The sequence below is a fragment of the Streptomyces sp. NPDC001492 genome (genome assembly GCF_053597275.1).
Genome location: NZ_JBSFHW010000028.1, coordinates 1 through 19,188 on the forward strand (window position 1 = coordinate 1; position 19,188 = coordinate 19,188).

The 19,188-nt window shown below is 70.2% G+C and carries 22 protein-coding genes and 1 pseudogene; 17 read left to right on the forward strand and 6 right to left on the reverse strand.

Annotated features, from left to right (window positions below; genetic code table 11):
* Positions 1 to 167 precede the first annotated feature (167 nt).
* The 7 genes from ACWC1K_RS30890 to ACWC1K_RS30920 all read left to right on the forward strand — a co-directional run bounded on the left by ACWC1K_RS30890 (position 168) and on the right by ACWC1K_RS30920 (position 3,085).
* On the forward strand, positions 168 to 323 hold the full coding sequence (locus ACWC1K_RS30890) for a hypothetical protein (protein WP_450836248.1): 156 nt from the start codon (positions 168 to 170) through the stop codon (positions 321 to 323).
* 97 nt (positions 324 to 420) lie between these two features.
* Positions 421 to 684, forward strand: coding sequence for a DUF6284 family protein (locus tag ACWC1K_RS30895; protein ID WP_450836249.1), 264 nt, complete (start codon positions 421 to 423; stop codon positions 682 to 684).
* Positions 681 to 1,130 carry a Pycsar system effector family protein gene (locus tag ACWC1K_RS30900; RefSeq protein ID WP_450836250.1) on the forward strand — a complete coding sequence of 150 codons (450 nt, stop codon included), beginning with the start codon at positions 681 to 683 and terminating at the stop codon, positions 1,128 to 1,130. The genes ACWC1K_RS30895 and ACWC1K_RS30900 overlap by 4 nt, the downstream gene beginning before the upstream one ends.
* A 56-nt stretch (positions 1,131 to 1,186) precedes the next feature.
* Complete coding sequence (locus tag ACWC1K_RS30905; RefSeq protein WP_450836345.1) at positions 1,187 to 2,245, forward strand: conjugal transfer protein; 1,059 nt, start codon at positions 1,187 to 1,189, stop codon at positions 2,243 to 2,245.
* The gene (locus tag ACWC1K_RS30910; RefSeq protein WP_450695990.1) at positions 2,245 to 2,592 is read left to right on the forward strand and encodes an RRQRL motif-containing zinc-binding protein; all 348 of its coding nucleotides are present in this window, start codon (positions 2,245 to 2,247) and stop codon (positions 2,590 to 2,592) included. The genes ACWC1K_RS30905 and ACWC1K_RS30910 overlap by 1 nt, the downstream gene beginning before the upstream one ends.
* A 2-nt stretch (positions 2,593 to 2,594) precedes the next feature.
* Positions 2,595 to 2,912, forward strand: coding sequence for a hypothetical protein (locus ACWC1K_RS30915; RefSeq protein WP_450836251.1), 318 nt, complete (start codon positions 2,595 to 2,597; stop codon positions 2,910 to 2,912).
* Between the two features lie 2 nt (positions 2,913 to 2,914).
* Positions 2,915 to 3,085 carry a pRL2-8 gene (locus tag ACWC1K_RS30920; protein WP_450836252.1) on the forward strand — a complete coding sequence of 57 codons (171 nt, stop codon included), beginning with the start codon at positions 2,915 to 2,917 and terminating at the stop codon, positions 3,083 to 3,085.
* Between the two features lie 123 nt (positions 3,086 to 3,208).
* On the opposite strand, the gene ACWC1K_RS30925 is transcribed toward ACWC1K_RS30920, so the two are convergent.
* Positions 3,209 to 3,430, reverse strand: a complete 222-nt coding sequence (locus ACWC1K_RS30925) for a chaplin (RefSeq protein WP_450836346.1) — start codon at positions 3,428 to 3,430, stop codon at positions 3,209 to 3,211.
* Positions 3,431 to 3,781: 351 nt separating this feature from the next.
* On the opposite strand from ACWC1K_RS30925, the gene ACWC1K_RS30930 reads away from it, so the two are divergent.
* From ACWC1K_RS30930 to ACWC1K_RS30965, 8 genes are all read left to right on the forward strand, one after another.
* Positions 3,782 to 5,908, forward strand: a complete 2,127-nt coding sequence (locus ACWC1K_RS30930; RefSeq protein WP_450836253.1) for an FtsK/SpoIIIE domain-containing protein — start codon at positions 3,782 to 3,784, stop codon at positions 5,906 to 5,908.
* Positions 5,909 to 6,112: 204 nt separating this feature from the next.
* Positions 6,113 to 6,580, forward strand: coding sequence for a hypothetical protein (locus tag ACWC1K_RS30935; RefSeq protein WP_450836254.1), 468 nt, complete (start codon positions 6,113 to 6,115; stop codon positions 6,578 to 6,580).
* A 14-nt stretch (positions 6,581 to 6,594) separates the two neighbouring features.
* A complete protein-coding gene (locus ACWC1K_RS30940; protein ID WP_450836255.1) occupies positions 6,595 to 6,900 on the forward strand; it encodes a hypothetical protein in 306 nt (101 codons plus the stop codon).
* An 87-nt stretch (positions 6,901 to 6,987) separates the two neighbouring features.
* Positions 6,988 to 7,725 carry a DNA methylase gene (locus ACWC1K_RS30945; protein WP_450836256.1) on the forward strand — a complete coding sequence of 246 codons (738 nt, stop codon included), beginning with the start codon at positions 6,988 to 6,990 and terminating at the stop codon, positions 7,723 to 7,725.
* The gene (locus ACWC1K_RS30950; protein ID WP_450836257.1) at positions 7,722 to 8,561 is read left to right on the forward strand and encodes a bifunctional DNA primase/polymerase; all 840 of its coding nucleotides are present in this window, start codon (positions 7,722 to 7,724) and stop codon (positions 8,559 to 8,561) included. Before ACWC1K_RS30945 ends, ACWC1K_RS30950 begins: the two co-directional genes overlap by 4 nt.
* Positions 8,558 to 10,042 (forward strand): ATP-binding protein, encoded by a 1,485-nt coding sequence (locus ACWC1K_RS30955; protein WP_450836258.1) that lies wholly within the window; start codon positions 8,558 to 8,560, stop codon positions 10,040 to 10,042. Before ACWC1K_RS30950 ends, ACWC1K_RS30955 begins: the two co-directional genes overlap by 4 nt.
* A gap of 456 nt (positions 10,043 to 10,498) precedes the next feature.
* Positions 10,499 to 10,687 (forward strand): helix-turn-helix domain-containing protein, encoded by a 189-nt coding sequence (locus ACWC1K_RS30960; protein WP_450836259.1) that lies wholly within the window; start codon positions 10,499 to 10,501, stop codon positions 10,685 to 10,687.
* Positions 10,688 to 10,760: 73 nt separating this feature from the next.
* Positions 10,761 to 11,996 carry a tyrosine-type recombinase/integrase gene (locus tag ACWC1K_RS30965; protein WP_450836260.1) on the forward strand — a complete coding sequence of 412 codons (1,236 nt, stop codon included), beginning with the start codon at positions 10,761 to 10,763 and terminating at the stop codon, positions 11,994 to 11,996.
* A gap of 90 nt (positions 11,997 to 12,086) precedes the next feature.
* On the opposite strand, the gene ACWC1K_RS30970 is transcribed toward ACWC1K_RS30965, so the two are convergent.
* A complete protein-coding gene (locus ACWC1K_RS30970) occupies positions 12,087 to 12,614 on the reverse strand; it encodes a DUF4232 domain-containing protein (protein ID WP_450836261.1) in 528 nt (175 codons plus the stop codon).
* 161 nt (positions 12,615 to 12,775) lie between these two features.
* Between ACWC1K_RS30970 and ACWC1K_RS30975 the strand changes: the two genes are divergently transcribed.
* Complete coding sequence (locus tag ACWC1K_RS30975; protein ID WP_450836262.1) at positions 12,776 to 13,702, forward strand: oxidoreductase; 927 nt, start codon at positions 12,776 to 12,778, stop codon at positions 13,700 to 13,702.
* A 16-nt stretch (positions 13,703 to 13,718) separates the two neighbouring features.
* Here ACWC1K_RS30975 and ACWC1K_RS30980 read toward each other — a convergent pair.
* The 4 genes and pseudogenes from ACWC1K_RS30980 to ACWC1K_RS30995 all read right to left on the reverse strand — a co-directional run.
* Positions 13,719 to 14,012, reverse strand: a pseudogene (locus ACWC1K_RS30980) (SDR family NAD(P)-dependent oxidoreductase); the annotation flags it as partial.
* A 91-nt stretch (positions 14,013 to 14,103) separates the two neighbouring features.
* The gene (gene nirD, locus ACWC1K_RS30985; RefSeq protein ID WP_450836263.1) at positions 14,104 to 14,454 is read right to left on the reverse strand and encodes a nitrite reductase small subunit NirD; all 351 of its coding nucleotides are present in this window, start codon (positions 14,452 to 14,454) and stop codon (positions 14,104 to 14,106) included.
* On the reverse strand, positions 14,451 to 17,069 hold the full coding sequence (gene nirB / locus ACWC1K_RS30990; RefSeq protein WP_450836264.1) for a nitrite reductase large subunit NirB: 2,619 nt from the start codon (positions 17,067 to 17,069) through the stop codon (positions 14,451 to 14,453). Before nirB ends, nirD begins: the two co-directional genes overlap by 4 nt.
* Positions 17,069 to 18,295, reverse strand: coding sequence for an NAD(P)/FAD-dependent oxidoreductase (locus tag ACWC1K_RS30995; protein WP_450836265.1), 1,227 nt, complete (start codon positions 18,293 to 18,295; stop codon positions 17,069 to 17,071). Before ACWC1K_RS30995 ends, nirB begins: the two co-directional genes overlap by 1 nt.
* Before the next feature lie 253 nt (positions 18,296 to 18,548).
* On the opposite strand from ACWC1K_RS30995, the gene cpt reads away from it, so the two are divergent.
* Positions 18,549 to 19,082 carry a chloramphenicol phosphotransferase CPT gene (gene cpt / locus ACWC1K_RS31000; protein WP_450836266.1) on the forward strand — a complete coding sequence of 178 codons (534 nt, stop codon included), beginning with the start codon at positions 18,549 to 18,551 and terminating at the stop codon, positions 19,080 to 19,082.
* Positions 19,083 to 19,188 lie beyond the last annotated feature (106 nt).

Here is a 19,188-nt window from a genome sequence, read left to right on the forward strand (position 1 = left end):
CCGATCTCCCGCTTCCTGGTTTCGCCGCGCCTGCCGCGGCGGCCGGCTGCCCCCCCCGCCCGTCCCCCCCTCGCACAGTGCGAGGGGCGGACGGGCGGGAGCGCGGGGAGCCGGGGCCGGTTCGTCCGGCCGGTCTCCATCACCTACGACCACGTCAGGAGCTCTGCATGTTCGGCAAGAAGACGCAGCAGTCAACCGACCTGACCAGCCCGAAGAGCGTGAGGAAGGGCCAGCAGGTCTACGACCGCATTGTGTCCGGCAAGTGCAAGGACGTCACGGCGGAGCTGGACGCCGCTTACGGCCGCACGTCCAAGCGCGGCTGACCTCACCCACACGACTCATGAACGGCGCGCGCCCCCGGTGCTGGAACACCGGGGGCGCTGTTCGGGCCGTTCCACCTGCTAGGGAGACCACGACCCAATGAACCACATCGTCACTGTTCAGGACGTTGTTACCGCGTTCGCCGACTTCATGGAGCCGACGGATGCGGAGCTGGACGCGATCGAGCAGGAGATGCCCGTGATCCTCGCGGACGTCGACCTGCTCGACGCCGTGATCATCACCCTGGACCGCACCCCGAGTGAGCTGGACGCCCGGCGCATCCGCCGCGCCCGCCGCCGGGTGCTGGCCGAACGAAAGGCGCTGGCCAACCGCACCTCCGGCGCGACGGGCGGTGCGGCATGAGCACCACCGATCAGAAGCTGACGGCCGCGCACGCTGAGGTGAAGGCGGAGATCGCGCGGACCGACAACAAGGTCGCGCTGTTGCTGGCGTTCGTCGGCGCGGTGCTGGCCGGAGCCTGGTCCATCGCCCGCGACCTGCCCCTGAACATGCCTGCCTATGTAGCGGGCGGCGCCGCGATGGCGATGTTGGTCGCGGCGGCCGGTCTGCTGCTGCGGTCGGTGCGTCCCAACCTGCGGGGCCGGCACGGCTTCCCGCTGTGGGCCACCTTGACCGCCGAGGAGATCACCGCCACCGTCAACAACATCGACCTTGCTGCCGACGTCGCCGGACTGTCCCGGCTCGCGGTGGTCAAGTTCACCGGTCTTCGCCGCGCGGTCGACCTGACCCTGACTGGCGGTGCCCTGCTCGTGCTGGCCCTCCTGCTCACCGCCGGGGGTGCCTGGTGAACCGGAACGAGCTGACGAAGGTTCAGATCGGGGTGCTGACGGCCGCGTTCGTGCCGATGCTCGCCACCGGCGTGATCGGCGGCATCGGTACGTACAGCAACATCGGCCACGCCTACGGCCGTGGCACCGCGCTCGGGGCGCTCGGTGCGGGTGAGGGTGCTACCGCCGTGCTCGCCCTGGTCCTGCTCGGCTTGACCATGCTGGGCCAGTCCTCCCCGCGCGTCGTACGGGCCGGTCTGTGGGCGCTGCCCGCCGCCGCGTCCGTCATGGGCGCCATGGCCGCACCCGACCCCGCCCGCACCGTCATCTACGCCCTGACCCCGATGGGTATGTCCGTCTCCGCTGAGGGCATGGCGTTCCTCGCCCGGCGGATCGTGGTGCACACCGACGGCCGCGACGCGGAGCACGAGCGGCACACCGCCGACCTCGTGCAGGCTCTGGCCTACCACCGCGCCCGCGCCGCTCAGCACCCGACCGAGTGGGTCAGGAAGTCGTCGGAGCGCAAGTCGTGGCGGCTGGCCCGCAGGATCGGCGTCGGGGACACGGCGCTGGGATCGAGGCTGCTCGATGTCCAGCGGGATCGGGTCACGGAGGGCGCCGATGCCGCCCTCGCGTCGATGTTCGGCACCCCCACCACCCCGGCACTCGCCGCATCCGCGAATGCGGAGGAATCAACCGATACCATCGGGAAACGGTCTACGGCTGACCTGGAGGAATCGACCCCGGCACCCTCGGTGATCCTGACCCGGCTTCCGGTGCCGGAACCGTTCGCGGTCGACCTCGGGAAGTCGATTCTTCCGCTCAAGCCGATGCCCGCCATCCCCGCCCCGCCCCCGGCACCGATCGCCGCCCCGGCTCGGCGGAGCGTGGCGGCGGGATCGACTCCGCCGCGTGGGGTGACCGGTCGGGTTCCCGACGCTGCCCGATCGCCCCGGCCCAAGCGCACCCCCGATCAGTTGCTTGCTGAGGCACGGTCGGCGACCGCAGGCCTGCCGGACGCGAAGGTGACCGCTGAGGGCATCCGCCGCGCGATCCACACCTCGCCGGCCAACGCCCGCAAGCTGCGTGACGCGCTGCTCGCCGAACGCGCCGCTACGGCCGTGCCGACGCCCTGATGGGTGCGCTTCCGGTGTTCCGGTGGCGCCTGGCCCCGGACGGCTACGCCACCCGTCGCCAGCTCCGCGCGCTCGACCTGCGCCCCGGTGGTCAGGACGTGGCCGCTCAGTTGGAGCGGCCGCGCCGCCGCCGGGGTCCGCTGGTCGCCTACCTGTACCGCGTCGACCTGGCCAAACCGGTCCGCCCGATGACGCCGGCACGGTGGGCCGCTTTGGCCAAGGCCAACACCGCGCGCCGCACCTGCCCCGAGTGCCGCCGGGATGCCGGATACGTCATCCCGCCCTCGCTCGGCATGTGCGTGACCTGCGCCTTCCCCGACAACTCCCCTTCTCTCAGGAGTGCTTGACCATGGGCAAGCCCAACACTCGCCGCCTGGACAAAGAGATCCAGCGCACACAGCGCAAGATCGAAGCAGTGCAGAACGAGGAAATGTGGCCGCTGACCGGCCAGGAACGGCGCCAGATCGCCAAGGCCATGATCGGCGGCTCCTACCGGGTCGCCCGCGGCAAGAGCGGCGACCGTGCGGAACGCTCTCTGGAAAACGTCTGGAACGCCGTGAACATGCGGCTGACCGCTGAGCTGACCGCGTTGCAGATGGAGCGGCAGCGCGTCGTCACCCAGGCCGCGAACGACAAGGCCGCCAAGAAGTCGACGGGGCGGTGGTGACCATGGCCGCTCGGGAGACGCCTCCGGGCGAGTGCCCGCAGTGCTGGCAGCACGCCTACGACCGGAGCATCCACCGCAAGCTCAAGCCCCGCGAGGACTGCCAGCCGTGCCTGGACCACATGCACAACGGCTGCCCCTACCTCGTGCCCAAGAAGCCGTCCCGCTGGTGGTGACCATCCCCCTACGAGTCCTGACCGGGTCACCATGTGTGGGCGGCCGGGGAGGAGAGACCGACCGCCCACGCTCAACCGGACATGCGAAGGCCCATGGGGCTCCGTTCAGCCTGTCCGGTCAGTTCAGCTGTTGAAGTCCTCGTAGCTGAAGGTCGGGTTCAGGATGCCGACGACGTTGAGGGCGCCCGTGGCATTGACGGGGACATGGACCGGGGCCTGAATCAGGTTGCCGGCCACAATGCCGGGGGAGTTCTTTGCCTCGCCATTGGCATCGGCGGTGGCGAGGCCCGCTCCGCTCAGGACGACTGCACAGGCAATGGCGGCAACCGCAAGCATCTTCTTCATGGCGATCAAGGCTCGCTTTCTTTGAGTTCGAGCGGGCGAGGGTTCATCTCGGGCATCCGGCGTGCCGTCCCGTCGGGAGGAGCACCAGCCCGCCCGGACGACTGCCCAGCTCATCGCCCAACTGACCTTCCGGGCACGTACGTTCACTCGAACGATTTGGCACCCCTCTACCTCGTGCCCAAGAAGCCGTCCTGCTGGTGGTGACCGCGCCCGCGGGCGCGCTTCCCACCGTGTGAGGCACGGCCCGCACGTCCTGGCCGCCGGGGCGGCCGTCCCTGCCACGGACCCGACCGCCCCGGCGCTTCTTCTTCAACTCCCGCCCCGATCGGGGCAGTCAGGAGCACCCCAAGCATGTCCGAGAACGTCGTTCACCTGCACAAGAACCCCGAACCGGCCCCCGCCGGAGCCGCATCGGCGAGCGTGACCACGCTGACCGTGGTCCCCGAGCCCGCCCCGGTCAAGCCGGTGCCGTTGTGGGTGCGCTCCGGCCGGGCCGTGCGCACGGTCGTCACCCACGAGACCACCAAGACCACCGTTCGCGCGGTTGCCCGCCACGGCCTGTACACGTTCAACGGGGGCCGGATCGTGGCCCGCCGCACCTGGGACGGCCGCACCGGTTCCCGCTACGAACGCATGCTGCGGGCCGCTGAGGCCGCGGGGAACTACGAGGTGGCCGAAGAGTGGGAGGAGCGCCTTCAGCGCTTCCGCGACGCCCGCCACCGCCGCCGCATGGACCTGCTCCACTCCCCGCTGGACGTCGCCAAGGGCGTGGGGGTCGGCGTCGGCATGAGCATCGGCGTGCTGGTCGCCCTCGGGGTGGTCATGGCGATCAACAACCACGACGTCACCGATGTCGTCACCCCGCTCGCCGCCACGATCGAGTTCATCGGCCTGCTCATCCGGATCGTGCAGATCGTGTGGGGCCCCGCCCTCACGATCGGCCCGCTGCTGGCCCTGCTCGCCCTGTGGGCGGTCGGCAGCAAGCAGCAAGCCGCACCCGCGTGGGCCCTGCCCGCCAACGTCCGGGGCGGCGAGGGCGAGCCCATCACCCCGTCCATCGTCGTCAAGGCCCTGCGCGACCTGGGCATCCCCGCCCTGCGCAAGGCCATCACGGAGATGGGCGACGCCGGCGCCTCCATGCTCGGACCGATCCGGATCGCCGGATGCGGCGTTGAGGTCGACGTCACCCTCCCCTCCGGGGTGTCGACGATCGAGGTGCAGAACCGGCGCCGGAAGCTGGCGGAGAACCTCACCCGGCACGAGCACGAAGTGTTCATCACCATCCCGCAGGCCGCCCGCACGGTGCGGCTGTGGATCGCCGACTCCGGTGCGCTGGATGAGCCGATCGGCCCGTCCCCGCTGGTCACCGACGAGACCCTGACCGCCGACTACGCCAAGGGCCGCGCCCCCTGGGGACAGGACCTGCGCGGCGACGCGGCAGCCCTGAGCCTGTATCAGCGCCACCTGCTCATCACCGGCCTGTCCAACCAGGGCAAGACCGTCGCCCTGCGCTCGCTGGCGCTGTGGCTGTCGTTGGACAAGTCGGTGCAGTTCCTCATGGGCGACCTCAAGGGTGTGGGCGACTGGGCCATGTTCGACGGCCTCGCCACCACGCTCATCCAGGGGCCGACCGATGAGCACGTCATCCAGGTGACCGAGATGGTCGAGGGCGCGGTGGACGAGATGAACCGCCGCATTCAGGCCCCGCCCGGCACCACTTTCCCGCCGCTGATCGTGCTGGTCGACGAGGCGCAGGTCGCGTTCATGTGCCCGGCCAAGGACGAGGAGAAGCGCCCCTACGGCGGCTCCAAGGCCAACTCCCGGTACTTCATGGCTGTCCGCAAGATCCACAACCAGGGGCGGGCCGTGAACGTCCTGATGTGGCAGGGCACCCAGGACCCCACCAACGAGAACCTGCCCAAGCTGGTCCGCGAGGGCGCCCACACCCGCGCATCCCTCGCCCTGGGCACCGAATCGCAGGCCCGCATGGCGCTGGGAGACAAGGCGGTCGACGGCGGGGCCGCGCCGAACCTGCTGCGTCCGGGCCTTGACCGGGGAACCCTGGTCGTCGCCTCCGACGGCATCGCCATCCCCGCCGGACAGTCGTCCATCACAGTGCGCACGCACTACATCGACGACGACGCGGCCACAGCCATCACCGACCGCGCCAAGGCCCTGCGCGACGGCGTCACCACCCTGCACGCCATCGAGAAGGGCGAGGAGCGCGACCCGCTCACCGACATCGCGTCCGTGGTCAGCACTGCCGAGCGGGTGCGCACGAAGGACGTCCTGGCCCGGCTCGGCACACTCCACCCGGACGCCTACGGCAAGTGGTCCTTCCTCGACCTCAAGCGCGTCCTCGACGGCACCGGAGCCGAGCCGTACAAGTCCGACGGCGTCATGGTCGTCGGCCGCGACCGCCTCACCCGCGCCCTCGCCAACCGCGACGACGAGGATTCCGCTTCCGCCCCCAACTGACAGGGAGGCAAGCCCCGGCGGGGCAGGGAGGCAGGGAGAACTCCCTGAAACCCTCCCTGCTCCGCCTCCCTGGCCTTGACCTGCACAAATGATCGTTCAGGGAGGCAGGGAGGCACCCCAGGTCAGACCCCCGAAACCCCCTCCGCAGCACCCCCAGAAGGGGGTGTCTCCGCCTCCCTGAACCCGCGCCGGAAGGGATTCCGCATGTACCCCGAGCACGCTCGCCACGCGCCCGCCCAGCGGGCCGTGGAAGTCCACCACCCCACCCCCATCACCCCCGCCGCCGTGACGCCGGCACCCCTGGCGCCGGTCCAGCCGGGCACCGTTCCGGCGGTGGCGAGCATCGTCCTGCCCGACGGCCGCGTCGTCACCGGCTACGCCATGAGCCCCGTGCAGCCCGAACCCGTGACCATCAAGCCGCCCGTCTCCCGCGCGGCCGTCAACGTCGCCCTCGGGGGCGTGGGGTTCCTCGCCGTGTGCGGCGGACTGCTCCTGCTCACCACGTTCATCACCGCCCTCACGGCGCTGATCACTCAGCTCATCACTCTCGCCGCCGTGATCTTCGGCGGATACGTCGCCGTGCAGATCTTCAAGCCCACCGGCGACAGCAAGAGCGGCAACACCTTCCACATCCGCAAAGCGATCTTCAAGCGCAACCACTTCAACGGCTGAGGAGGCCAACACCCGTGATCCGACTGCGCATCGAACGCCACAACTGGCCGCGCCCCGGCCTCTACCGCCCCGGCCTGTATCTGACCGATACGCCCCGTCCCGACTGCCGCGACTGCGACGGCGAGGGCGGGTTCGAGTACGACTACGGCGACCACAACGGCGAGTACGCCGATACCGACTGGGAGCCCTGCGGCTGCTGGAACGAAAACCGTCGGTGGCTCCTACTGCGCCTCCCGCACCGGCCCCGGTGGATGCGTCGCCCCGACGACGGCCGTGACCCGTGGGAGCCGGGCGACCACAACAGCGAACCGCCCTTCTAGCTACGCCAAGGGCGACCCCCCATTCCGCCAAGAACCGGGGTCGCCCTTGTCCAGCCAGAACCCGTCAAGGAACTGGAGACCTCCAGCATGACCCATCGTCTCGTCATCGGGCGACTGCTCACCCTGCTCGAACCCCTCAAGGTGTTGGACGCCTTCTGCTGCATCGGGGGCGCCACCACCGGCTACCGGCGCGCGTTCGGCAACTGCCACATCACCGGCGTCGACCTTCAGGCACAGCCGGACTATCCGGGCGACGCCTTCCACCAGGGCGACGCCATCGAGTTCATCCGCTCCCACGGCCACGAGTACGACCTCATTCACGCATCCCCGCCCTGCCAGGGAGAGGGCGCCCCCACCAAGGGCACCAACCGGGCCAGGAACGCGGCGATCGGCCGCACCTATCCCCGGCTGATCGTCCCCACCCGCGCGGCGCTGGAGGCGACCGGCCGGCCGTGGGTCATGGAGAACGTGCCGGGCTCCGAGGTCCGCAAGGACATCCGCCTGTGCGGGGAACAGTTCGGCCTCGCCGTGCTGATGCACCGCTACTTCGAACTCGGCCGCTGGACGGCCAAGCAGCCCGCGCACCCTAGGCACCGAGGCTATGTGCGGGGTTGGCGCCACGGCGAGTACCGCGACGGCCCGTACGTGGCCGCCTACAGGCAGGGCGGCGGCAAGGCCACCGTCGAGGAGATCCGGTCGGCCAAGGGCATCGACTGGTCCATCGATCACCTCCGACTGCGCGAGGCACTGCCCCCCGTCTACACCGAGTGGATCGGCCGCGCCTTCCTCGACACCCTGACGCCCACGTTGGAGGTGGCGGCGTGAGCGAGCACCTGCGCACCGCGCTCGAACTCGCGGCGGCTGGTCTGCCGGTGCTGCCGTTGCGCAAGGGCAAGCTGCCGTTCGGGAACTGCCACTCCTGTGCGAACAACGCATGCGGCGGCCGGCCGAACATGAAGACTGCGGGGCCCTGCACCTGCCCGGCGCCCTGCCACGGTTGGGCCGCCGCCACCCTCGACCCCCATGTCCTCAACTCGCCGACGTGGGCCCTGGCGTGGCGGGAAGGGGCGGCGGTCGCCTACCACCCCGGCGGCGCCGGCCTCACCGTCGTCGACCTCGACAACGCCGACGCCATCGCCTGGGCGCGTGCGAGCCTGCCCGCTACCCGCACCGTGCGCACCACCCGCGGTGAGCACTGGATCTACCGAGGCACCATGCCGTCCTCGAACGCGGTCCGGCCCGGCGTGGACATCAAGTCCCTTATGCAGTACGCCCGTTGGCTCGGTCCGGGCGTGGGCGCCACGGCCGCTCTCCCGGACGCTGTCCGTGCCCTGGCAGTAAAGGAACCGGCAACGGCTCGCAGGGCGCCACAGACGCTCACAGTGCCTCTGGGGGGCAAAAGCGGAGAATGCCGACACCGCACGCCCACCTACCTGGACCGTGGGATCGCCATGGCGGAGCAGCGCATCACCGAGGCCACCAGCGCCATCCACGCCACGGTCTACCGCACGTTCCTCGCCGTGCTCTCCACGCACGGCCGGTGCGGCTGCCTCACCGACGCCCACGTCGCCCGGCTGTTCACCGCCGCGCAGGCCAAGGGCGAAACCGCCCGGCACTGCACCGACGCGTGGACCAACGCCCGCACCGCACTGGGGATGTGACCGTGTCCGACGACGACGAGAAGACCCCGGCCCGCAAGGTCATCACCGACTACGCGCAAGCGCACTTCCGGTACTTCCGCACCATCGACGGCACCGTCTACGCGCAGAAGAGCGGCCACCCCGTCGCCCGCCCGATCCGCTCCCAGGGCACCACCGGCAGCCACCGCCAGGAACTCATGGTCGGCCTGTTCAAGGACGGCATCGGCGTGTTCAACGGCACGGCACTCAAGGAGGCACTCGACTTGATCGAAGCACTCGCCCTGACCGAGGACGTACAGCCCACCCACATCCGCGTGGCGCCCGGGTTCGACGGTGCGACCTGGCTCGACCTGGGCCGCACCGACGGAAAGTCCGTCCGCATCCACCCCACCGGCTGGGACATCCGCACCCCCGACCCGCAGGAAGTCTGCTGGCGGCGCACCCAGCTCACCGGGGAACTGCCCCTGCCCGCCAAGGACACCAACGGCAAGGGCATCGACCTCCTGCTCGGCCTGTGCAACTTCGCCGGAGCCGAGACCGAATGCCTGGCCCTGGCCTGGCTGATCGGCTGCCTGGAACCCTCTGTGCCCGTCCCCGCGCCCTTCCTCACCGGCCCGCAGGGAGCGGGCAAGTCCACCGGCGGCCGGATGCTCGTGCGGGTCATCGAGGGGATGAGCGGCGACCTGCGCCGGGCCCCGAAGGACGAGGAGAACATGATCACGGCCGTTGCCGCCGGATGGGTCACCGCCCTGGACAACCTCTCCCACCTGCCCCCGGACCTGTCCGACCTCATGTGCTGCATCGTGACCGGCGCGGAGAGCATCAAGCGCGCGCTGTTCACCGACGGGGACGTCGTCCGCTCCCGCTACCGGCGCCCCATGCTGCTGACCGGTATCGACGTCGGCGTCATCCGGCCCGACCTCGCCGAACGCCTCCTCCCGCTCCGCCTCGTGCGGCCTAGGGTGCGGCGCACCGAGGCGGAGCTGTGGGCGGAGTACGCGGAGATCCTCCCCGTCGTGCTCGGCTCCCTACTCGACCTGACGGTCAAGGTGCGGGCCGCTCAGGCGGAGACCCCCACCGACCTGCGCATGGCCGACTTCGCCCACCTGTGCGCCCAGCTCGACGCGGCTACCGGCTGGGCCTCGCTGGCCGCGTACCGGGCCAGCCTCGATGACCTCAACGACGACGTCATCGAAGGTGACCTGCTCGCGCAGACGGTCCTCAAGCACGCCGCCGACCTCGACGAGGGGGCGGAAGTCCGCATGTCGTCCTCGGAGTGGTTGCACTGCCTCACCACCCTCTACAGCGGCGAGGAATGCCGTCCCCTGCCCAAGGGCTGGCCTACCACCGGCAAGGTCCTCTCCGACCGCCTCAAGCGCCTCCAGCCGACCCTTGCCGCACGCGGCGTCCTCATCGACTGGGGACGCACCAGCGCCGCCCGCTACATCGAGATGACTCGCGCCGCCGCGCTCACCCCTCACCAGCAGGAAGCGGCGTTCTGACCGCACGGCGCGGCGCGGACAAGCAAGAGGAGCACCCCCGCCCGCCGCCGGGTGCTCCTCTTGTTGTTCCGGCGGCGTGCCGCCGCATAGACGTGCCGCTGCGCGGCTCCTTCTTCACGTCCTGAGCCGCGCGGCACCACCACAGACACCACCCCGTCTCTTTCCTAAGAGAAGAGACGCTGCGTCACCCACGTCACCAGCCACCCGAAACCGGTCGCTGACCAGCAGCTACAGCGGTGACGCAGACGGCCAAACCCCGCGTCACCGCCCGTCATGCGCGTCACGGGTGACAGACCCCCGCCTCGCCCTCTGACACGCCCCGAGCTGCCCGCGTCACCGCATAACCGCAGGTCAGGGCCACAAATGACGTGCGTGACGCGATGACGCAGAAATTCGCACTTCGGACGCACGCGGCGCCCTGCGCGCCGCCACGCCTGGTTTTTCAGGAAGGACGTTATGAAGAGGTACTTGACGACTGCGGAAGTCGCCGAGCGCTACCGCACGTCGCCCTCAACTGTCCGCTACTGGCGTTACGCCGGAACCGGCCCGCAGTGCTTCATCCGGCGTGGTCGACATGTCCTGTACGACGCCCAAGCGCTTGACAAGTACGACGCTGAAGAGATTGGAGACCGATGCGCAGCATGACCCGGGACGGCTACCAACCCCACGAACCCCACTTCGCTGCTGACTCGGTTTGCTCTGGGGGGGAGAGGCACTGATGGCTGACGTGTACGACCGATGGCACCTGTCCCGCCCGCCGGCCGACGCCGAGCCGTGCGCGGTGCACAGCACCAAGACCCAGACGGTGTTTCCCAGCGCTGAGCATGGCGTAGGGCAGCGATGGCAGGTGCGCTACCGGGACTTGTCCGGCAAGCAGTGCAAGGAGAACTTCGAGAAGAAGACAGCGGCGGACTCCCGGGCCGCCAAAGTGAAGGCGGAACTCGACGCCGGCACGTTCGTGAACCGCGAGCTGGGCAAGCAGAAGTTCCGGGATATCGCTGAGCGCTGGCGGGAGACCGCCATTCACCGTGAACGGACCGAGACGAACGTTGAGCGGGCGCTACGGCTGCACGTCTATCCGACATTCGGCAGTCGGGAGATCGGCCGGATTGGGCGGGCAGACGGACAGAAGTGGATCAAAGAAAGGTCTGAGGTCATCGCACCATCGACCTTCGCGACGCCCTGGAACGTCTGCACCAGCATCCTGAAGATGGCCCACCAAGAGGGGATCATTCCGAAGTACCCATGGGAGGGATTGAAGCCCCCCGAGGTCTTCTATCCGGAGATCCACCCGCTTCACCCGGAGGCAGTGAAGGCGCTGATCGTGACCGCGTCTCCCCGCTATCGCGCCTTGGTGCGGCAAGCTGCATCGACCGGACTGCGTCAGGGCGAGTTGTTCGGCCTGGAGGACGGAGAGCCTGCCGAGACCGTGACAGTCAAGCAGCAACTGATCGGTCCCGACAAGGGGGTGCCGTACTTCGGGGAGCCGAAGACCAGGCAGAGCTACCGGTCTGTTCCTCAAGGGCGTTCGGTCGTGGACGAGATCACAAGGCATCGAAAGGAGTTCCCGCCGCAGGTCGTCTATATCGAGGATCGGACGAACCCGAGAAAACCCGTGTGGCGGCACGCTCGCCTGCTCTACACCAGCGCGACCGGAGGGGCGATCCGGCGTGGTAGCTGGGCGAAGGTGTGGGCCCGCAACGTCAAGCGGGCGAACACCTACCTGCAAAAGTCCGGCAGCAAGGCCCGTGTCCCCAAGGACACGACCCTTCACGATCTGCGGCACTTCTACGCCTCGGTCCTGATCAAGAACGGGGCGACACCGAAGCAAGTGCAGATGAGGCTTGGTCACGCTAAGCCATCGATCACGCTGAACGTATACACCCATCTGTGGGAGGCGGAGGCGGACCGGACCGCCGACATGATGGAGGCAGTCCTGAACGATGTGCCCTGACTGTGCCCTCTGACGTCTCGGTATGGCCGACTTCCAAGGTCAGGAAGTCGGCCATACACCCTGTGCGGAGGTGCCGCCCCTTCGGGCTGCTCACAGGGCGCCCTGGGTGTTCACCGGTCCGACCTGGAAGAGGTGGGAGCAGATCGTCCAGGGAGCCGGGACCAGGACCGCGTTGAACGAGGCCGGGGGATAGACCCGCAGATAGGTGCCGGTGCGCAGGCAGGGCCCGCCGATGGGGCCGTTGCTCGTGCGGATGACCGCGGAGACGGTGTGGGCGGGGGCGAGTACGACGGTGGCGTAGGGCCGGCCGCTGTGCGTGGCCGCCGGGCCGATCTGCCGGTGCGCCGGGTCCAGGGCGCTGACGCCTGGATAACCGCGCAGGGTGCAGCTTGTCGCACTGGTGTTGGTGAACCGGATCGGCCAGTACACCGAGCCCGCCGCGCCCTCCTTGCGCCCCATGGAGACGTAGAGGTCGCTCACGGCACAGGTGCGCAGTCCGTGCGCCGCCGTCGCCGTCGTCGCGCTCCATGCCGCTCCGGCGCCCGCGAGCCCCAGGAGGCCGGCGGACAGGAGGGCGGCTATGCCGCGTCGGGATCGTCGCTGAGAGTGAACAAACATGGCATATCCGCCTCCGTCGGGCGAATGGGTGGATGTGTGTGTTCTGTTGGATGAGTGCCCAGCGGAAAAAGTTGTACCGGATGGGGGGCGAACCCCACGGACGACAGGCCCGGACCCCTCTCCTACGCTGGGAGGCACCCGCACGCGGAGGGAGTCCGTCCATGTCCGGCTGGAACGAGCAGGCCGTCCCCGACCAGAGCGGGCGCATCGCCGTGGTCACCGGGGCCAACAGCGGCCTCGGCTACGTCGTCGCGCGGGAACTGGCGCGCAAGGGGGCGCGGGTGGTGCTCGCGTGCCGCAGCGAGGTGCGGGGAAACGCGGCGGCGGACCGGATCGTGGCCGAAGTGCCCGGAGCCATCGCGGAGTTCGCCCGGCTGGACCTCGGGGACCTCGGCTCCGTACGGGAGTTCGCGGCCTCGTACCGCTACGACTATCTCGACCTGCTCGTGAACAACGCCGGAGTGATGGCGCTGCCGTACGGGACGACGGCCGACGGGTTCGAGACGCAGTTCGGGGTCAACCACCTCGGGCACTTCGCGCTCACCGGGCTGCTGCTGCCCACGCTGCTCGACACGTCCGGCGCCCGTGTCGTGAGCGTCTCCAGTGGGATGCACGCGGTGGCCAACATCGACATCGACGACCTCAACAGCGAGCGCCGCTACCGGCGTTGGATCGCGTACGCCCGGTCCAAGACCGCCAATCTGCTCTTCGTCCACGAACTCGCGCGCCGGCTCGCGGCACACGGCGCGGACGTGGTGGCCGCGGCGGCCCATCCCGGGTACGCGGCCACCAACCTGCAGGGTGCCGCACCCCGTATGGAGGGGCGCAGGCTGGCCGGGCGGGTGGTGGAGCTGGGCAACCGGGTCTTCGCGCAGTCGGCGGAGGCCGGCGCGCTGCCCGTCCTGTACGCGGCCACGGCGCCGCAGGTGCGGCCGGACTCCTTCACCGGACCGTCCCTCATGATGTGGCGCGGGGCGCCCGCCCCGTCCTGGCGGGCGCCGTGGACGCTCAACGACACGGCGGCGGAGCTGCTTTGGGCTGCGTCCGAGCGGCTCACCGGGGTGACGTACGACGCGTTGAAGGTGTGACCGGGCCCGTCCCGCGTCAGGCCGTCGTCCCGCTGTCCACCACCAGGTCCGTGCCCACCACCGACGCCGCCTCGTCCGAGGCCAGGTACAGGACCGCCGCGGCAATCTCCTTCGTGGCCCAGATGCGGCCGAGGGGCAGTGTGGCGCCGGCCCGTTCGGCGCGGTCCGCCTCCGTCTCGCCGGGGCGCAGCGACATCGGGGTGTCGGTGGCGCCGGGGCTGACCACGTTGATGCGGACGCCGTCGCGGATGTGGTCGAGGGCGGCGCCCCTGCTGAGCGCGGTGACGGCGGCCTTGGAGGCGGCGTAGGCGTCCGGCGAGACTTCCGGGCCCTACGGCCGCTCACGCATCACAAGGCGTTCCGCTTGCTGCCCGACGACGCCTGAGCGGCCCGGGCGTCCGTCAGGAGGCGCGCACCTCGTAGGTCGCGATCCGCACCGACTCGTCGTCCAGGCACTGTCCGGTCAGCAGGTCGAACCGCTGCTTCAGCAGGGGCGAGGCGACGAACGGGCGGCCCTGGTGGGTGCCCGTCAGGCCACGGGAGAGGACCGCCGCGCCACCGAAGGGATCGCGGTTGTCGATGGCGTACAGCTCGCCGTTGCGGTCGCGGAACAGGGCGGCCTGGCGGCCGTCGGGCAGCAGCGCGGCCACACCGCGGCCGGGGACCAGCTGGTTCAGTTCGCAGACCGCGAACCAGTCGTTCTCCAGCCGCAGTTCGACCTTCAGGTCGGTGGTCTCGGGTGCCAGGGTCATCGCTGGGCGCTTCCTTCCAGGAGGTCTTCAGAGGGGCGCATGCCGATGGACAGCAGCGGCAGGTCGGGCTTGATCTGGTCGCGCTCCGGGACGAAGCCGACGACCGGGTCGGGGGTGTCGGGCGCGTTCACGAAGGACACGAACCGGGCCAGCCTGTCCGGGTTGTTGATGGTGGTCGCCCACTCGTCGGCGTAGTTCGCCACGTGGTCCGCCATCAGGGACTCCAGCTCCTCGCAGATGCCGAGGGAGTCCTCCACCACCACGTCGCGTACGTGGTCCAGGCCGCCGGGGATGCGCTCCAGCCAGGTCGAGGTGCGCTCCAGGCGGTCGGCGGTGCGGATGTAGAACATCAGGAAACGGTCGATCAGCTTGATCAGCTCGGCGTCCGACAGGTCCTGGGCGAGCAGGTCGGCGTGGCGCGGGGTGGCCCCGCCGTTGCCGCCGACATACAGGTTCCAGCCGCCCGCGGTGGCGATCACACCGAAGTCCTTCGACTGGGCCTCGGCGCACTCGCGGGCGCACCCGGAGACCGCCGACTTCAGCTTGTGCGGGGACCTGAGGCCCCGGTAGCGCAGCTCCAGGTCGATCGCCATGCGGACGGAGTCCTGGACGCCGTAGCGGCACCAGGTCTGGCCCACGCAGGACTTGACGGTGCGCAGGGCCTTTCCGTAGGCGTGGCCGGACTCGAAGCCGGCGTCCACCAACCGGGCCCAGATCAGCGGGAGTTGCTCGACCCGCGCGCCGAACATGTCGATCCGCTGGCCGCCGGTGATCTTCGTGTAGAGACCGAAGTCACGGGCGATCTCACCGATCACGATCAGGCCCTCGGGGGTGATCTCACCGCCGGGGATGCGCGGGACGACCGAGTACGAGCCGTTCTTCTGCAGGTTGGCGAGGAAGTGGTCGTTGCTGTCCTGCAGCGAGGCCTGCTCGCCGTCCAGGACATAGCCGCTCGCGCCGATCGTCGGGGCGAGGGAGGCGATGATCGAGGCGACGGCCGGCTTGCAGATCTCGCAGCCGTCGCCGCCCCTGGCCTCGTCGCGGCCGTAGCGGTCGAGCAGGTCCTGGTAGGTGGTGAGGCGCAGGGCGAGGACGATCTCGTAGAGCTCCTCGCGGGTCTGCGAGAAGCAGCCGCACAGGCCCTTGTCGACCTCGACGCCGGACGCCTCCAGCTCGGCCGTGACCAGCTGGCCCAGCACCTTGACGCAACTGCCGCACGTCGTACCGGCCTTGGTGCACTTCTTCACCTCGGGCACGGTGGTGCACCGGTGGTCGGTGACCGCGGCGCGGATGGTGCCCTTGCGGACGTTGTTGCAGGAGCAGATGATCGCGTCGTCCGGCAGCGCGGTGGGGCCGAGCTGGGCCGACTCGCCCGCCCCGGCCGGCAGCACGAGCGACTCGGGCGAGACCGGCGGCACCGAACCGGTGAAGGCCTTCAGCGTGCCGTACGCCTCCGCGTCGCCGACCAGGATGCCGCCGAGCAGCGTGCCGTCCCGGCCGATGACCAGCTTCTTGTACAGGCCGGCGCGGGAGTCGGAGTAGACGACGTCCAGGCAGTCCTCGGTCGCGCCGTGTGCGTCGCCGAAGGACGCCACGTCCACGCCGAGCAGCTTCAGCTTGGTGGAGAGGTCGGCGCCGGTGAACGTCAATTGCTCGGTCTCGTCCTCGGCGATCGTCGCGGCGGCCGTCTCGGCCTGCTCGTAACCGGGGGCGACCAGGCCGTACACCCGGCCGTCGGAGGCCAGCGCGCACTCGCCGATCGCGAAGACGTGCGGGTCGGAGACCGTGCGGCACTGCTCGTCGACCGTGATGCCGCCGCGCTCGCCGACCGTCAGACCGCAGTCGCGGGCCAGCTGGTCGCGGGGGCGGACACCGGCGGAGAACACCACCAGGTCGGTGGCGAGTTCGGAGCCGTCGGAGAGCTTCATGCCGGTGACGGCACCGTCCTCGCCGACGACGATCTCCTGGGTGCCGACGCCCGTGTGGACACTCAGGCCCATCTCCTCGATGGTGCGCAGGAGGGCCGCGCCGCCACCCTCGTCGACCTGGACGGGCATCAGCCGCGGCGCGAACTCCACGATGTGGGAGGTGAGTCCGAGACCCTTCAGCGCACCGGCCGCCTCAAGGCCGAGCAGACCGCCGCCGACCACCGCACCGGTCGTCGCCCTCGTCCTCGCGTACTCCTCGATCGCGAGCAGGTCCTCGATCGTGCGGTAGACGAAACAGCCCTCGGCGTCCTTGCCCGGGACCGGCGGCACGAAGGGGTACGAGCCGGTGGCCAGCACGAGGGTGTCGTACTCGAAGACCTGACCGGACTTCGCGGTCACCTTCTTCGCCTCACGGTCGACGGTCTCCGCCGGGTCGCCGACGTACAGCTCGATGCCGTGGTCGTTGATGAACTCCATGTCGGTCATGGAGAGCTCCTCGGGCGTCCTGCCCGAGAAGTACGAGGTGAGCGCCACGCGGTCGTACGCCGGACGCGGCTCCTCGCACAGCACGACCACGCGGTGCGTGGCGGTCAGGCCGCGCGCGGCGAGCGCTTCGAGGAAGCGCTGGCCGACCATGCCATGGCCGACGAGCACGATCGTGGGGGGAGCCCCCAGGGTGGCGGACATCAGGAGCCTCCATCGTTGGTGAGCAGGTGGAGCAGAGGGGCACCGTCGGCGGGGAGCGGCTCTGCCCCCTCCCAGGCGCGGGCGAGTGCGCCGACGGTGCCGAGTTCGCCGACGAGGACCCCGCCGACCAGGCGGTCGTCGCGGACGACGACCTTGCGGTAGGTGCCACGGGTGGCGTCGGCCAGCTGGACGACGTCGTCGCCGGGCCGGGCCTCCGTCTCGCCGAACGCGGCGAGGTCGAAACTTCCCAGGGGAGCGTCGTGCCCGGCGAGCGTGAGCCGGGTCAGCGCACGGGTGCCGGTGTAACGGGCGCTCGTGCGGCCGGACAGCGACTCGGCGAGGACTTCCGCCTGTTCGAGCGCCGGGGTGGCCAGCCCGTACACCTCGCCGTCGTGCTGGGCGCAGTCGCCGATGGCCCGGATGTGCGGGTCGGAGGTGCGCAGCTCGTCGTCGACGACGATCCCCTTGCGCACGTCGAGGCCGGCGATCTGCGCGAGGCCCACACGGGGGTGCACCCCGCAGGCGAGCACCACCAGGTCCGCGTCGAGGGCGTACCCGTCGTGCATCTCGACCGAGCGGACCGCGCCGCCCACGCAGCGCACGTCGCGCACCCGGCACTCGGTGTGGATCTCGACGCCGAGGTCCTTCAGGTGCCGCTGCACCAGCTTCGAGGCGCTCGGGTCGAGCTGGCGCTCCATGAGCCGCTCGCCCTGCTGGGCGAGGACGACCTGGGCGCCGCGCAGGGCGAGCGCGCGGGCCGCGGAGACCCCGAGCAGCCCGCCGCCGATGACGACCGCCTTGACTCCCGGCCGTACGGCCTTCGACAGCCCCAGGCAGTCGTCCATGGTCCGGAACGCGTGCACGCCCTCGGGCAGCACGTGGTCGGGGGTGAACAGTCCGCGCAGGGGCGGGAGCACCGGGTTGGAGCCGGTGGCCAGGACCAGCGTGTCGTATGCGATCTTCGAGCCGTCCGCGCACTCGACGGTCCGCTCCTCGCGGTCGATGCCGGTGACCCGGGCGCGGGTCAGTTCCGCGGGAGCCGGCAGCGCGATCACCTCGGGGCTGTACCGTCCCGCCAGCACCTCGGCGAGAAGCACCCTGTTGTACGGGCGGTGCTCCTCCTCGCCGATCAGCGTCACGGGCGTGCCGAGTTCGCCGAGCCGCCGGGCGAGACGGACGCCCGCGAGGCCGGCGCCGATCACCACCACACGCGTATTCGAGGTCATGTCCAGGAGCGTGCGATGCCGGTGTTACCCGGCAGCATCACATCTGTTTCCCGCGGGGAACGCTGCCCTCAGCTGAGCCTCGCCGAGGGTGTGAGGGTTCGCAGTGCGCGTCGGGGGCGTGATGTGAGGTGGTGGCGGCCTCGGCACTGCCGCCCGCCGGGTTCCGTGCAGGCACCATCGTCTACGACGCCCTGGTCACGGGCAGCCCGAAAACGGGTGGGGAGCGTTCCGCTCGTTCCCCTACGGTGGCCCGATGGCGACCCAGGTGATCGTGCTCAACGGCGGCTCCAGCTCCGGCAAGTCCGGGATCGTGCGGTGTCTTCAGGAGGTGCTGCGGGAACCGTGGCTGGTGTTCGCGATCGACACCCTGGTCGACTCGATGCCCGCGTCCCTGCAGGCCTCGCTCGTCGCGCCGGACGGCGGGGTGAGCGTCGGACCGGAGTTCCGGCGGCTTGAGACGGCGTGGATGGAGGGCGTCGCGGCGACCGCCCGTGCGGGCGCCCCGGTCATCGTCGACGAAGTGTTCCTCGGCGGCGGCGAGTCCCAGGACAGGTGGCGGAAGGTGCTGGCCGGTCTGGACGTCCTGTGGGTCGGCGTGCGCTGCGAGGCCGCGGTGGCCGCGGGCCGGGAGATCGCGCGGGGCGACCGGGTGCGAGGAATGGCCGAGCAGCAGGCGGAGCTGGTCCACCGGGACGTGGAGTACGACGTCGAGGTGGACACCACGCACACGGAGTCACTGTCCTGCGCGCGCACCATCGCGGCGGCGGTGCTCAGCGGCTCGGGGTGAGGTGGGCGAACACGACCACGTTTCCCGTGTGGCCGGTTGAGCGCGGGTTGTACGGCGTCCGGGTGGACTCCGCGCGTGGAGTCGCTGGACCGTGCGCCGACCAGCG

Coding starts and splice junctions, on each gene's coding strand:
- ACWC1K_RS30890 (WP_450836248.1), top strand. CDS start 168: ATGTTCGGCAAGAAGACGCAGCAGTCAACCGACCTGACCAGCCCGAAG.
- ACWC1K_RS30895 (WP_450836249.1), top strand. CDS start 421: ATGAACCACATCGTCACTGTTCAGGACGTTGTTACCGCGTTCGCCGAC.
- ACWC1K_RS30900 (WP_450836250.1), top strand. CDS start 681: ATGAGCACCACCGATCAGAAGCTGACGGCCGCGCACGCTGAGGTGAAG.
- ACWC1K_RS30905 (WP_450836345.1), top strand. CDS start 1,187: ATGCTCGCCACCGGCGTGATCGGCGGCATCGGTACGTACAGCAACATC.
- ACWC1K_RS30910 (WP_450695990.1), top strand. CDS start 2,245: ATGGGTGCGCTTCCGGTGTTCCGGTGGCGCCTGGCCCCGGACGGCTAC.
- ACWC1K_RS30915 (WP_450836251.1), top strand. CDS start 2,595: ATGGGCAAGCCCAACACTCGCCGCCTGGACAAAGAGATCCAGCGCACA.
- ACWC1K_RS30920 (WP_450836252.1), top strand. CDS start 2,915: ATGGCCGCTCGGGAGACGCCTCCGGGCGAGTGCCCGCAGTGCTGGCAG.
- ACWC1K_RS30925 (WP_450836346.1), bottom strand. CDS start 3,430: ATGAAGAAGATGCTTGCGGTTGCCGCCATTGCCTGTGCAGTCGTCCTG.
- ACWC1K_RS30930 (WP_450836253.1), top strand. CDS start 3,782: ATGTCCGAGAACGTCGTTCACCTGCACAAGAACCCCGAACCGGCCCCC.
- ACWC1K_RS30935 (WP_450836254.1), top strand. CDS start 6,113: ATGTACCCCGAGCACGCTCGCCACGCGCCCGCCCAGCGGGCCGTGGAA.
- ACWC1K_RS30945 (WP_450836256.1), top strand. CDS start 6,988: ATGACCCATCGTCTCGTCATCGGGCGACTGCTCACCCTGCTCGAACCC.
- ACWC1K_RS30960 (WP_450836259.1), top strand. CDS start 10,499: ATGAAGAGGTACTTGACGACTGCGGAAGTCGCCGAGCGCTACCGCACG.
- ACWC1K_RS30965 (WP_450836260.1), top strand. CDS start 10,761: ATGGCTGACGTGTACGACCGATGGCACCTGTCCCGCCCGCCGGCCGAC.
- ACWC1K_RS30970 (WP_450836261.1), bottom strand. CDS start 12,614: ATGTTTGTTCACTCTCAGCGACGATCCCGACGCGGCATAGCCGCCCTC.
- ACWC1K_RS30975 (WP_450836262.1), top strand. CDS start 12,776: ATGTCCGGCTGGAACGAGCAGGCCGTCCCCGACCAGAGCGGGCGCATC.
- nirD (WP_450836263.1), bottom strand. CDS start 14,454: ATGACCCTGGCACCCGAGACCACCGACCTGAAGGTCGAACTGCGGCTG.
- nirB (WP_450836264.1), bottom strand. CDS start 17,069: ATGTCCGCCACCCTGGGGGCTCCCCCCACGATCGTGCTCGTCGGCCAT.
- ACWC1K_RS30995 (WP_450836265.1), bottom strand. CDS start 18,295: ATGACCTCGAATACGCGTGTGGTGGTGATCGGCGCCGGCCTCGCGGGC.
- cpt (WP_450836266.1), top strand. CDS start 18,549: ATGGCGACCCAGGTGATCGTGCTCAACGGCGGCTCCAGCTCCGGCAAG.